Here is a 12,494-nt window from a genome sequence, read left to right as displayed (position 1 = left end):
GCGGAGCGGGCTGATAGTGCCGAGGCCGAGTGACGTTGCGGGATATGATCCGATGACGGCGATGCTTGAGATGCGCAACGTCAGCAAGAGTTTTGCCGGCGTGCAGGCCTTGCGTGACGTCAGTTTCACCGTGGAAGCCGGCCAGATCCATGCGCTGGTCGGCGAGAACGGCGCGGGCAAGTCGACCCTGATGAAGGTGCTGAGCGGGGTCTATCCCGCCGGCAGCTACGAAGGGTCGATCCTGTTCGATGGCGAAGAGCGCCGGTTCCGCGATATCAACGACTCCGAGGCGCTCGGGATCATCATCATCCACCAGGAGCTGGCGCTGATCCCGCTGATGTCGATTGCCGAGAACATCTTTCTGTCGCGCGCGCCGTCGCGGTTCGGTGTGGTCGACCGCAATGCAGTGTATCGGCGGACGGCAGAGCTGCTGGCACAGGTCGGCCTGCGGGAATCGCCGGACACTCTCGTCACCGATCTCGGCGTCGGCAAGCAGCAGCTGGTCGAGATCGCCAAGGCACTCTCGAAAAGGGTGCGGCTCCTGATCCTGGACGAGCCGACCGCGAGTCTCAACGAGGCCGACAGTGCCGCGCTGCTGGACCGGCTGCTGGTGTTCCGCGAGCAGGGCATCGCCTCGATCCTGATCTCGCACAAGCTGAACGAGGTCGCGCGGGTCGCCGACCGGATCACGGTGCTGCGCGACGGCCGCACGGTCGACAGTATCGATTGCAAGACAGGGCAGGTCGACGAGGACCGGATCATCCGCAGCATGGTCAATCGCGATCTCGCGCATCGCTTCCCGGAGCGGAACGTCGCGATCGGCGATCCCGTGATGACGGTGCAGAACTGGTCGGTGTATCACCCGCTGCATACCGCCCGGCAGGTGATCAAGAACGTCGATTTCATGGTGCGCCGTGGCGAGGTGGTCGGCATCGCCGGCCTGATGGGCGCCGGCCGCACCGAGTTCGCCATGAGCCTGTTCGGCAGGGCCTGGGGTTACAATATCTCCGGCAGGATCAGCCTTGACGGACGCGAGGCCAACCTCACCAGCGTGCCGGATGCGATCCATGCCGGCCTCGCCTATGTCACTGAGGACCGCAAGCAGCTGGGCCTGATCCTCGCCGACGACGTCCGCAAGAACGTCACTCTGGCGAGCCTGCGTCAGGTCGCTGATCGCGGCGTGATCGACGACGTCGTCGAACTGAAGGCCGCGAGCGATTACCGCAACCGGATGCGGATCCGCTGTTCCGACGTCTATCAGGAGGCCGGGCAGCTCTCGGGCGGCAACCAGCAGAAGGTGGTGCTGTCGAAATGGCTGATGACCGATCCGCAGGTGCTGCTGCTGGACGAGCCCACCCGCGGCATCGACGTCGGGGCAAAATACGAGATCTATTGTATCATCAACGAGCTCGCGGAGGCCGGCAAGGGCGTCGTGGTGATCTCGTCGGAAATGCCGGAACTACTCGGCATCTGCGACCGGATCTGTGTGATGAATGACGGCGCTTTCGTCGGCGAGTTCGCTAAGGGCGACGCGACGCAGGAGAAGATCATGCGGGCCATCATGCGCAATGTCAGGATGTCCGGAAGCGGCGCCCCTGCCAGTGAGGCGCGGGCGGGAGGCACAGCACAATGACCGACAAGACGGTGTCACTTCCCGAGACCTCCAGGCATTCCGGCTTCATCAAGAACAATCTGCGCAACTACGGCATGCTGCTGTCGCTGCTCGCGATCATGCTGTTCTTCGAGATCGTGACCGACGGCACGCTGCTGCAGCCGGTCAACCTTACCAACCTCGTGCTGCAGAACAGCTATATCGTGATCATGGCGCTCGGCATGCTTCTGGTGATCGTCACCGGGCATATCGACCTCTCGGTCGGCTCGGTCGCGGGCTTCGTCGGCGCAGTCGCGGCGGTGCTGATGGTGACCTACCATGTCGACTATCCGATCGCCTTCATCGTCTGTCTTTTGATCGGTGCCGCGATCGGCGCGGCGCAGGGCTACTGGGTCGCCTATTTCAAGATTCCGTCCTTCATCGTGACGCTCGCGGGCATGCTGGTGTTCAAGGGCCTTGCGCTCGCCGTGCTGCAGGGCCGGTCGGTCGGGCCGTTTCCGCCGACCTTTCAGAAGCTGTCGTCGGGCTTCATCCCCGAGCTGTTTCCGAGCGCCGGCACGCTCTATCCGACTTCGCTCCTGATCGGCGTCGTGCTGGCATTCGCGCTGGTGTTGGCAAGCGCCAAGAGCCGGGCGCGGGAGCAGTCGCACGGCATCGAGGTCGAGCCCTACGCGTTCTTTGTGGCGAAGAGCATCGCGCTGGCGGGCGCGGTGCTCTACTTCACCTATCTGATCGCCTCGCATCGCGGCCTGCCGAACGTGCTCGTCATCATGACCGTGCTGATCGCGCTCTACGGTTTCGTGACGCGGCGGACCGTGATCGGCCGGCAGATCTATGCGGTCGGTGGCAACGCCAAGGCGGCGAAGCTCTCCGGCGTCAAGACCGAGCGGCTGACCTTCTTCACTTTCGTCAACATGGGCGTGCTGGCCGCGCTCGCCGGCCTGGTGTTTGCAGCGCGCCTCAACACCGCGACACCGAAGGCCGGCCTCGGCTTCGAGCTCGACGTGATCGCCGCCTGCTTCATCGGCGGCGCCTCGGCCTATGGCGGCGTCGGCCGGGTCGGCGGGGCGGTGGTCGGTGCCATGATCATGGGCGTGATGAACAACGGCATGTCGATCCTCGGCATCGGCATCGATTATCAGCAGGTGATCAAGGGCCTCGTGCTGCTGGGCGCCGTCTGCATCGATGTCTACAACCAGCGCCGCTGATTGCCGCCCAGTCATGATCCTGCGTTAGGATGCCCGCGCAACGCAGGAGAATGCCGCGTGAAGCTGTCCATGCCGATGCGCTGAACATCGGAAACATCCTCGCCGAGGTCGGCCGCACCGTTGCACGGTCCGTGAGTCATACGTGCACGCTCTCGCGACACGGATTGTCCGGCTTTGCGTCTCGTCCCACTTCTCGTTGAACAGAGGCCACAGCGGCGCTATTCGCTACCGACCTCGCCGGTGATGACGTTGCCGAACAGCTTCCAGCTCTCGCCCTCGAACCGCATCAGCTGCGACTGCTCGATCGGACGGAAGTCGTTCGCACTGGTGTTGATCCTGATCCCGGGCAGGATCATCTTCGGCGCAAAGTCCTTCAGGCCGGCGGCCTGCTTCATCACATTCTCGCGTGTGAGATCATCACCGCACTGCTTGAGCACCTGCGCGAGAGTTTGCGCGGCTGCGTAGCCATAGACGTGATTGCCGTTGGTCTTGTCGCCATCGGGCATGTATTTGTCCATGAAGGCCCGCCATTCCTTGGTTTCCGCATCGTCGTGCCAGATCGTGTCGGTCGGATCCTTGAGGTAGGCGACCGAGATGATGCCTTGGGAATGCTCGGTGCCGGCGGCGCGCATCACAGAGGCGATCGACGTTGCCGTCGAGGTCAGGAAGAAGGTCGGCTTCCAGCCGAGCTCGGCGACCTTCTTGATGGTCTGCGCCGCGCCCTTCGGCGCCGCCCAGGTGAACAGGATGTCGGCGCCGGAGGCGCGCAGCGCCACGATCTGCGAATCTAGCGTCGGATCGGTCAACTCGTAGGACTTGTCGGCAACGATCATGCTGCTCGCCTTGTCGCCGAGGCCGTCGCGCAACCCTTTGAGCGCATCCTTGCCGGCATCGTCGTTCTGCCAGAGCACTGCGATCTTGCCGTTCGGGAATTTGTCCAGGATGTATTTGGCGTAAATCCGCCCCTCGCTCTGGTAGTTCGGCTGCCAGCCCATGGTCCAGGGAAAGCCTTGGGGATCGCCGAAGCGCGTCGCGCCCGATGCGATGAAGAGGTGAGGGACCTTCTTGCCGTTCAGATATTTTTGGATCGCGACATTGGGCGCGGTGCCAAGGGGCTGGAACACCAGCAGCACCTCGTCACCCTCGACCAGCTTGCGCGCCTGTTCGACCGATTTCGGCGGCGAAAAGCCGTCGTCGTAGCTGACGAAGTTGATCTTGCGTCCGTTGATGCCGCCCTGGTCGTTGATCATCTTGAAATAGGCCGCTTCGGTCCGGCCGATCGCGCCGTAGGCGGACGCGGGACCGCTATAGGGCATGATGTTGCCGATCTTGATCTCGGTATCCGAGACCCCGGGACTGTAGTTCGTCTGTGCGAGCGCCGGCGACAGCGCACCGATCGTTGCCGCAACCGCCACGCATGCGCGAAGCCAAAATCCGTCCAACACCTGGGTCACTCCCTAATGATCCGCTGATCGCCTTGTGACGTACGCGCCGGCCCGCTCCTCGAGGGACCGGCGCGTTGACGCCCGGCGAAGTTTATCGTATGCGCTTCCGGACTGGAAACGTTTCCATATTAGCGCGCGTTCCCACCGATGGCAATATTCCTGCGGCCGGAGAGATGTGACAAATGAGCAGACTGGAGCAGACGAGCCCGGATCATGGGTCGAGGCCGCCGCTGGTTGCCGAATGCGATGTCGTCGTGGTCGGCGCTGGCTTCGGTGGGCTCTATGCGATCTACCGGTTGCGCGAACTCGGGCTGAAGGTGATCGGCATCGAGGCGGCGTCCGACGTCGGCGGCACCTGGTACTGGAATCGCTATCCCGGCGCGCGCTGCGACATACCGAGCCTGCTTTATTCCTACACCTGGTCGGAGGAACTGCGGCGGGAATGGCGCTGGAGCGAGAAGTACGCGGCCCAGCCGGAGATCCTGCGCTATGCGCAGCATGTCGCCGATCGGTTCGCGCTGCGCTCCCTGATCCGCTTCGACACGCGCGTGACTGATGCCGATTGGGACGAGGCGGCCGAGAGCTGGACCGTCCGTACCGATCGCGGCGATTGCATCGTCGCATCGACTTGCGTGATGGCGACCGGAAATCTCTCGGTGCCCAACAAGCCGAAGCTGCCGGGCCTCGAGCGTTTCCACGGACCGGTCTATCACACCGGGCAGTGGCCGCATCAGGAGATCGACTTCTCCGGCTTGCGCGTTGCCGTGATCGGCACCGGCTCGTCGGGTGTGCAGACGATCCCGATGGTCGCAAAGGCGGCGCGCCGCCTCACGGTATTCCAGCGCACGCCGAACTACTCGGTGCCGGCGCGCAACGCGCCGCTGTCCGATGCCGACATCGCAGCCGCCGAGCCCGTGATCGCGAAATATCGCGAGAGCCTCGAGAGCCCGGAGTTCGGGCGGGTGCCTGCGAATGCATTCGACGCGCCGGTGCCCGAGCGTGACGCACAGTGGGCGCGCTATGAACAGCTGTGGGAACAGGGCGGCGGTGGCATCCTGACCGCATTCCCGAACATCCTGACCGACGCGGCCGTCAACGACGTCGCCTGCGATTTCGTCCGCGACAAGATCCGCGGCATCGTGAATGACCCGGCGACGGCGGAGGCGCTGTCGCCGAAGGATTATCCGCTCGGCGTCAAGCGCATCTGCATCGATACCGGCTATTTCGCGACCTACAATCTGCCGCATGTCGAGCTGGTCGATTTCCGCACGGAGCCGCTGACATCAGTTACCGAGACCGGCGTCGAGACCGCGACGCGGTCGTTCGCGCTCGACGCGCTGGTGCTGGCAACGGGCTATGACGCGATGACGGGGGCGCTCGCCGCGATGCAGATCCGCGGGCGTAACGGCGCGACGTTGAAGGAGGCGTGGGCCGATGGCCCCAGCGCCTATCTCGGCCTGATGGTTTCGGGGTTTCCGAACCTGTTCGTCGTGACCGGGCCGGGTAGCCCCTCTGTGATCGGCAATGTGATCCACGCCTGCGAGAACCATGTCGAGTGGATCACGGCCTGTCTTGGCAGCATGCGCGCCAGGGGATTGACGCGGATCGAGCCGGAGCCCGACGCCGAGCGCGCCTGGATGGCGCATGTCGCCGACGCCGCCAGCCGCACGCTCTATCCGAAGGCCAATTCCTGGTACCAGGGCGCCAACATCGCGGGCAAGCCGCGGGTGTTCATGCCCTATGTCGGCCAGGGCTATCGCCACCGCATCGCGCAGATCGCGCAGCGCGGATATGAAGGGTTTGTGCTCCGCTGAGAGCGGCGCTATGGGTGCTCTCTCTCCGTCATTCAGAGCGAAGCGAAGCAATGCATCGTTCCGCAGACTCGTGGCAGTGGATTGCCTCGCTTCGCTCGCAATGACGTGGACGGAACTATTCGACCTGAAAAGCTGGAACCGTTTTCAGAACTTAAGCGTTTCGCCGGACTACTTCCGTCCTCGCGTGGTTGTCGCCGGTGCGGCGCAGGAGTGGCGCAGGATGAGGCGCGTCGGCAGGAACACGGGGGCGCTGCTGCCGGACTTGTCCTTGTCGCGGATGCGCTCCAGCAGCAGCCGCGCGGCGGTGCGGCCGACCTCGTTCATGTCCCAGCTCAAGGCTGAGATCGCGGGCGTCGCATGGCGCGCGAGATCGGTGTCGCCGCTGCACACGATCGAGACGTCCTGCGGATAGCGCAGGCCGTTGCTGGTGATCGCCTCGAGCACTTCGGCAAGCATGCTGGTGCCGAGCGAGATGATCGCGGTCGGCGGTCTCGTCATCTGCAGCAACTGGCACACCGAGCTGAAGGCGGTGTTGGCGCCCTGCATGTGCGGACGGATCAGGGTCGGGTCGACCTCGATCTTCGCCTCTTGATGCGCCTGGCGATAGCCGGCGAGCCGTTCCGTGCTCGGCAGCACCGCGGCGCTGCCGGTGAGCAGCGCGATCCGGCGATGGCCGAGGCCGATCAGATAGCGCGTCGCCTCCAGCGCGCCGCCGCGGTGATCGACCCGAACCATCACGCTATCAGGCACTTCGCGGTCAACGGTGACGCAGGGCAGGTCGAGCGTGGCGAGCCCCTTCATGAAATCCCTGTGCGAATTGTCGCCGGCGAACAGCAGCAATCCGTCCATCTGGCGCCGCCGCACCGCCGACAGGAACGCCGCCTCGCGCGCCTCCTCATGCTTGGTCGCCGCCAGCATCAAGAGGAAGCCGGCGCGCTGGAATTCCTCCTCCGCTGCGCTCACCATGCCGGTGTAGTGCGGATTGGAAAAATCGGCCACCATGCAACCGATCGTGTTGGAGGCCCGCGAGCGCAGCGCCTGCGCCGCCTGATCGGGCTCGAATCCGAGGCGCTTCACTGCGCGCATGATGCGCGCATGCAGTTCCGCGCTGGTATAGATGCCGCCATTGAGCGTGCGGCTGACGCTCGAGACGGAGACGCCGGCCTCGGCCGCGACGTCACGAATCGTCGGTCGTGTCCGTCGCGCTTTGATCATCGGTGGTCGGGCCCCGTCGGTTCGGCATTGCCGCGGTCAGGCGCGCCAATTGCGGCGCGCAACAGGCGGCATCACCAAACCTAATCAGGCTCCGCCCCGAATCTCAAATGATTCCTGTCGCGACGGCTCTGGCGTCACGCCGATGCCGAGGTCTCGTGCTGGCGAAACGCGCCCCGGTGCACCGCGCAGATCACGCCGTGCTCCGGGAGCGGAAAGACCAGGGAGGTGATGTCGGCGCGCCAGTGGGCCGCGCTGTTCGGGGCGCCACTGACCGGTGCGCCGTCAGCGTCGGATGGTGAATTCATCCGGACCTCGCCGTGATTCCCACTTGGCCTGCTCGAGCTCCGGACGGTCGCATTCCCCCTGGGGGTAGCCGATGCAGAGGTAGCCGATAAACTTCCACGTGGCCGGTATTTCCAGGATCTCGTGAACGCGGACTGGATTGAAGATCGAGACCCAGCCGAGGCCGATGCCTTCCGCGCGCGCGGCAAGCCACATCGAACAGATCGCAGCCACCACCGAGTATTCCGTCGTCTCCGGCATCGTCGCACGTCCGAGGCCGGAGCCGATCTGGTCGCTCTTCTCGGCAAACACGGCCAGATGACCGGGCGCCTCTTCGAGGCCGGATAGCTTCAACGCCGCATATTTCGCGGCACGCTCGCCGGAATAGGATCGCAGCGCGTCGGCGTTGCAGGTCTTGAAATCCTCGATGACAGCGCGGCGCCGCGCTGCATCGTCGACAATGACGAACCGCCAGGGCTGGCTCAACCCGACCGAAGGCGACAGGCAGGCGATCTCGATCAGCCGCTCGATCGTGCCGTCCGGCAGCGGATCGGTCCGGAAGCGGCGCACATCGCGCCGCCACACGAACAGCTCGTGCAGTTGCCGGCGAAACGCATCGTCGAATGCGACCATCGCGGGGCCTTCGCCGGGATCGATCGTGTTGCTCATTTCAGCTTCATCGGCAGGCCCGCAACGACGAACTCGACCTCGTCCGCCGCACCTACAATGCTCTGGTTCATGAGCCCTGCGGCGTCGCGGAAGCTCCGCGCCAGCGCGTTGTCGGGTACGATGCCGAGGCCAACCTCGTTGGTGACCATGATGACGGGGCTGCGCTGGTGCGACAACGCGTCAGCCAGCCGCGTGACTTCCTGCGACCAGTCGCGCTCGGCGTGCAGCAAATTGGACAGCCACAACGTCAGGCAGTCGACCAGCCTTGCGCCGCCGCCATCGGTCTCGGCCAGTGCTTCCACCAGGTCCAGCGGCACCTCGCGTTCGATCCAGGCGCTGCCGCGCCGTGCGCGATGCTTGGCGATGCGCTCATCCATCTCTGTGTCGAGCGCCTCGGCGGTCGCAACGTAGACCGGGTGACCTGGAAAGCTGCACGCGCGCAATTCGGCGCGGCGGCTCTTTCCGGAGCGGGCTCCGCCGGTGATCAGAATGACGGCCATGTGGTCTCCCGTTGCGAACCGGTGTCCGTTTCGCCTCAAAAACGCTCTAACCACCAATCGCGGCAAAAGACAAAGCCGAAATCAGCCACGGAGGGCTTGCACTCCGCCGATGTCTTGCGCATCAGAGGATCGTAGTGAGGAGAGGTGCGTGGGTTTTGCGGGAGCGATGGCGGTGGCGATGGCTGTGGACGCCTTGATCGGCTGGCCGGCTTGGCTGTTTGCCCGCGTCGGCCATCCCGTGACCTGGCTCGGCTGGCTGATCCATCTCGTCGATACCGCCTGGAACCGGGCCGTCGATCCGCCGGCGCTTCGGCGTATCGCCGGTATTGCGGCTGCCATCCTTGTGATCGCGCTCGCGACGACGGTCGGTTGGGCCGTGCAGTCATTGCTGCCATCCGGATGGATTCGCCTCGTCCTTGTCGGTGTGCTCGCGTGGCCGCTGGTTGCGCTGCGCTCGCTGCATGATCATGTTGCGGCAGTGGCTCATCCGCTCGTCTCTGGCGACGTCGCGGCCGCGCGTGCGGCGGTCGCGCAGATTGTCGGACGTGACCCGGCAACGCTCGATGACGCCGGTATCGCGCGCGCGAGCATCGAGAGCCTCGCCGAGAACGCATCCGACGGCATCGTGGCGCCGGTGTTCTGGGGCGCGGTGTTCGGCCTGCCGGGAATTCTCGGCTACAAGGCGGTCAACACGCTGGACTCGATGATCGGCCATCGCACGGAGCGGCACGAGGCGTTCGGCTGGGCCGCTGCCCGGATCGACGATCTCGCCAATCTCATTCCGGCGCGGCTGACGGGTGTTCTGTTCGTGCTGCTTGCCCCGAAGCGCCCTCAGGCCTGGTCGTGCATGTTGCGCGATGCGCGGCGCCATCGTTCGCCGAATGCCGGATGGCCGGAAGCCGCGATGGCCGGCGCGCTCGGCGTGCGGCTCAGCGGGCCCCGCATCTATCATGGTCACATCGCCGATGAGCCCTGGCTCAACGAGGGCGCGCGCGATCCGGCCGCCGCCGACATCCTCGCTGGGCGGAAACTCTATCGTTACGCCATGATGCTGCTGGCCGCGGCGTTCGTGGCGCTGGCGCTGGCGTGAAGGAGCGGCGCATGCGTGAGCACGGCGGAAATCTCCATGTCGCCCAGCAGCGCTTCGGCGGCGCCGCGGAAGACTGGATCGACCTGTCGACCGGCATCAATCGGGTGCCTTATCCCTTCGTCGATGTCGAGCTGCGGCAATGGAGCGCGTTGCCGTCGCAATCCGAGGTCGAGTCGCTGCACGCCGCGGCGCGCAAGGCCTGCGGCACCGACGCGCCGATCGTGGCGGTGGGCGGTGCGCAGGCCGCCATTCAATTGCTGCCGCATCTGGCGCCGCGCGGACGAGCGCGGATTCTTGCGCCGACCTACAATGAGTATGCCGGGATGTTATCGGCCGCCGGTTGGGACGTGACCGAAGTGTCCGATCTTGCCGCGCTTGCAGGGGCTGAGCTTGCCGTCGTAGTCAATCCGAACAATCCGGATGGCAGACAACATGATCGGCACGAACTGCTCGCGCTGCTGCCGCGCGTTGGCCGGCTCGTCATCGACGAGAGTTTTGCGGACGCGGTACCCGGCATCTCGCTTGCGCCAGAAGCAGGACAGCCAGGCCTCCTGATCCTGCGTTCATTCGGCAAGTTCTACGGACTTGCCGGCTTGCGGCTCGGCTTCGCCGTCGGCAGCGAGCCGGATATCGCCGCGCTTGCGGCGATGGCGGGACCGTGGCCGGTCTCGGGTTCGGCGATTGCGATCGGGCGACGGGCCTTGCTCGATCGCGACTGGGCAATTGCGACGATTGCGCGGCTGGCGGACGACTGTGTCAGGCTCGATATGGCGGCGCGATCGAAGGGGTGGACGCTACTCGGCGGCACGCCGCTGTTTCGCCTCTATAACGTCGGCGATGCGCTGGCTGCGCAGGAGCGACTTGCGCGTGGGCTGATCTGGTCGCGGGTGTTCCGCCAGAAGCCAGGATGGCTGCGCCTCGGTCTGCCTGGCAATGAGACCGAATGGTCGCGCCTTTCCGCGGTGCTGTCTTCGGTCTAGCGGCGAACTTGGCGGCAACTCGCCCCGCGTGCGGTCACTTCCGGGGAGGACGTTGCCAAAATATCGAAAACAACCCCATGCACAGTAGCCGGCAGCGGCCGGGATTCGACCAGGCGACTTGGGGCAACTCACGGATATTGCTCCAATATTCCGAAATCAGGCAGACGTCCTCTGAAGAACGGGAGAGGGAGCACAGCGCTGTCGCTGTTCGAGCTGATTTCATTCGGCGCTAGCGCGCCAGCGCGAGCAGGCCGTCGACGTGGAGATGAGTCTCGATGTGCTCGGCCAGTGCGTCGAGTGCGCTCCCGACTCTGGCACCGTACGGCTGATCCGCCGCGGGGATATCGAGCTGCGCAAGAAATGCCTTTCGGAAGGCGTCCGAGGTGAACAGGCCGTGCAGATAGCTGCCGTGAACACGCTCGTCACGCGACATGGCGCCTTCCGGCGCGCCGTCGAGCATCGAGAAGGGCCGCACGCGATCCGGACCATCGGTGCGCCCGATGTGGATCTCGTAGGCGCTGATCGGCTGACCGGTCGCCGCATGCACCGCGCTGACGCGGGTCAGCGTCTTCTGTTCGGACATGGTGGTGGTGACGTCGAGCAGCCCGAGCCCCCGTGTTTCGCCGGCCGGGCCTTCGATTCCTTCAGGGTCGGCGACGCTTTGCCCAAGCATCTGGTATCCGCCGCACAGGCCAAGGACATGGCCGCCGCGGCGATGATGCGCCAAGAGATCGATGTCCCAGCCCTGCGCGCGCAGGAAAGCAAGATCGCCGCGGGTCGATTTCGAGCCGGGCAGGATGACGAGGCGTGCGTCGCCCGGAATGGCTTCGCCGGGCCGCACCATCACGAGATCGACACCGGGCTCGAGTTTCAGCGGATCGAGGTCGTCGAAATTGGCGATCCGCGACAGCGCCAGAAACGCGATCTTGCATTGGCCGGGCCTGCGCGCCTCGCCGAGCCCGAGCGCATCTTCGGCCGGGAGCTCGCCGGCGCGCGCGAACCAGGGCAGCACGCCGAAGCCGCGCCATCCGGTGCGGGCTTCGATCAGGCGGTAGCCGTCGTCGAACAAGGTCGGATCGCCGCGGAATTTGTTGATGGCAAAGCCCTGGATCATTGCGGCATCATCGGGATCGATCACCGCCTGGATGCCGACGAGTTGCGCGATCACGCCGCCGCGGTCGATGTCGCCGACCAAGACCACGGGCACATCTGCCCGGCGCGCAAAGCCCATATTGGCGATATCGGACTTGCGCAGATTGACCTCGGCGGGGCTGCCGGCGCCCTCGACCAGCACGAGGTCGGCGCGCGCCTTCAGGCGCTCAAAACTCTCCAGCACCGCGCCCATCAGCGACGGTTTCATGGCGGCATAATCGCGCGCGCGGGCGGTCGCGATCCGCTTGCCGTGCACGATGACCTGCGCGCCGACATCGGTTTCCGGCTTGAGCAGCACCGGGTTCATGTCGGTGTGCGGCTCGACGCCGGCAGCGAGCGCCTGCAACGCCTGCGCGCGCCCGATCTCGCCGCCGTCGACGGTCACGGCAGCATTGTTCGACATGTTCTGCGGCTTGAATGGCAGCACGCGCAGGCCGCGCCGTTTGGCTGCGCGCGCGAGGCCGGCGACGATGAGCGACTTGCCCACGTCCGAACCGGCTCCCTGGATCATCAATGCGCGCGCCATG

At 65.3% G+C, this 12,494-nt stretch carries 11 protein-coding genes; 5 read left to right on the top strand and 6 right to left on the bottom strand.

Annotated elements, in window-relative coordinates:
• Positions 1 to 52: 52 nt before the first annotated feature.
• Entirely contained in the window at positions 53 to 1,633 is a 1,581-nt protein-coding gene (mmsA, locus tag ACVISU_RS06090; protein ID WP_456706335.1) for a multiple monosaccharide ABC transporter ATP-binding protein, read from the top strand.
• Complete coding sequence (gene mmsB / locus ACVISU_RS06085; protein WP_456706334.1) at positions 1,630 to 2,820, top strand: multiple monosaccharide ABC transporter permease; 1,191 nt, start codon at positions 1,630 to 1,632, stop codon at positions 2,818 to 2,820. Before mmsA ends, mmsB begins: the two co-directional genes overlap by 4 nt.
• 218 nt (positions 2,821 to 3,038) lie before the next feature.
• Here mmsB and ACVISU_RS06080 read toward each other — a convergent pair whose 3' ends face one another.
• A complete protein-coding gene (locus ACVISU_RS06080; protein WP_456710766.1) occupies positions 3,039 to 4,262 on the bottom strand; it encodes an ABC transporter substrate-binding protein in 1,224 nt (407 codons plus the stop codon).
• Between the two features lie 185 nt (positions 4,263 to 4,447).
• Between ACVISU_RS06080 and ACVISU_RS06075 the strand changes: the two genes are divergently transcribed.
• Complete coding sequence (locus tag ACVISU_RS06075) at positions 4,448 to 6,079, top strand: flavin-containing monooxygenase (RefSeq protein WP_456706333.1); 1,632 nt, start codon at positions 4,448 to 4,450, stop codon at positions 6,077 to 6,079.
• A 168-nt stretch (positions 6,080 to 6,247) separates the two neighbouring features.
• Here ACVISU_RS06075 and ACVISU_RS06070 read toward each other — a convergent pair whose 3' ends face one another.
• From ACVISU_RS06070 to cobU, 4 genes are all read right to left on the bottom strand, one after another.
• A complete protein-coding gene (locus ACVISU_RS06070) occupies positions 6,248 to 7,294 on the bottom strand; it encodes a LacI family DNA-binding transcriptional regulator (RefSeq protein WP_456706332.1) in 1,047 nt (348 codons plus the stop codon).
• Positions 7,295 to 7,428: 134 nt separating this feature from the next.
• Positions 7,429 to 7,599, bottom strand: a complete 171-nt coding sequence (locus ACVISU_RS06065) for a hypothetical protein (RefSeq protein WP_157113223.1) — start codon at positions 7,597 to 7,599, stop codon at positions 7,429 to 7,431.
• Positions 7,577 to 8,209, bottom strand: coding sequence for a 5,6-dimethylbenzimidazole synthase (bluB, locus tag ACVISU_RS06060; protein ID WP_456710765.1), 633 nt, complete (start codon positions 8,207 to 8,209; stop codon positions 7,577 to 7,579). The genes ACVISU_RS06065 and bluB overlap by 23 nt, the downstream gene beginning before the upstream one ends.
• Before the next feature lie 32 nt (positions 8,210 to 8,241).
• Entirely contained in the window at positions 8,242 to 8,745 is a 504-nt protein-coding gene (gene cobU, locus ACVISU_RS06055) for a bifunctional adenosylcobinamide kinase/adenosylcobinamide-phosphate guanylyltransferase (RefSeq protein ID WP_456706331.1), read from the bottom strand.
• 148 nt (positions 8,746 to 8,893) lie between these two features.
• Here cobU and cbiB point away from each other — a divergent pair, with 148 nt between their 5' ends.
• Together cbiB and cobD are read left to right on the top strand one after the other, a co-directional pair.
• A complete protein-coding gene (gene cbiB, locus ACVISU_RS06050; protein ID WP_456706330.1) occupies positions 8,894 to 9,835 on the top strand; it encodes an adenosylcobinamide-phosphate synthase CbiB in 942 nt (313 codons plus the stop codon).
• 11 nt (positions 9,836 to 9,846) lie between these two features.
• Entirely contained in the window at positions 9,847 to 10,815 is a 969-nt protein-coding gene (gene cobD / locus ACVISU_RS06045; protein ID WP_456706329.1) for a threonine-phosphate decarboxylase CobD, read from the top strand.
• Between the two features lie 229 nt (positions 10,816 to 11,044).
• On the opposite strand, the gene ACVISU_RS06040 is transcribed toward cobD, so the two are convergent.
• Entirely contained in the window at positions 11,045 to 12,493 is a 1,449-nt protein-coding gene (locus ACVISU_RS06040) for a cobyric acid synthase (protein WP_456706328.1), read from the bottom strand.
• Position 12,494 lies beyond the last annotated feature (1 nt).

This window comes from Bradyrhizobium sp. USDA 4452, from assembly GCF_054063575.1.
The sequence above is the reverse complement of the archived record's forward strand: the minus strand, read 5'-3'. Positions and strand labels throughout refer to the sequence as shown.

Coding starts and splice junctions, on each gene's coding strand:
- cobD (WP_456706329.1), top strand. CDS start 9,847: ATGCGTGAGCACGGCGGAAATCTCCATGTCGCCCAGCAGCGCTTCGGC.
- ACVISU_RS06065 (WP_157113223.1), bottom strand. CDS start 7,599: ATGAATTCACCATCCGACGCTGACGGCGCACCGGTCAGTGGCGCCCCG.
- ACVISU_RS06075 (WP_456706333.1), top strand. CDS start 4,448: ATGAGCAGACTGGAGCAGACGAGCCCGGATCATGGGTCGAGGCCGCCG.
- cobU (WP_456706331.1), bottom strand. CDS start 8,745: ATGGCCGTCATTCTGATCACCGGCGGAGCCCGCTCCGGAAAGAGCCGC.
- mmsB (WP_456706334.1), top strand. CDS start 1,630: ATGACCGACAAGACGGTGTCACTTCCCGAGACCTCCAGGCATTCCGGC.
- mmsA (WP_456706335.1), top strand. CDS start 53: ATGACGGCGATGCTTGAGATGCGCAACGTCAGCAAGAGTTTTGCCGGC.
- bluB (WP_456710765.1), bottom strand. CDS start 8,209: ATGGTCGCATTCGACGATGCGTTTCGCCGGCAACTGCACGAGCTGTTC.
- ACVISU_RS06040 (WP_456706328.1), bottom strand. CDS start 12,493: ATGGCGCGCGCATTGATGATCCAGGGAGCCGGTTCGGACGTGGGCAAG.
- ACVISU_RS06070 (WP_456706332.1), bottom strand. CDS start 7,294: ATGATCAAAGCGCGACGGACACGACCGACGATTCGTGACGTCGCGGCC.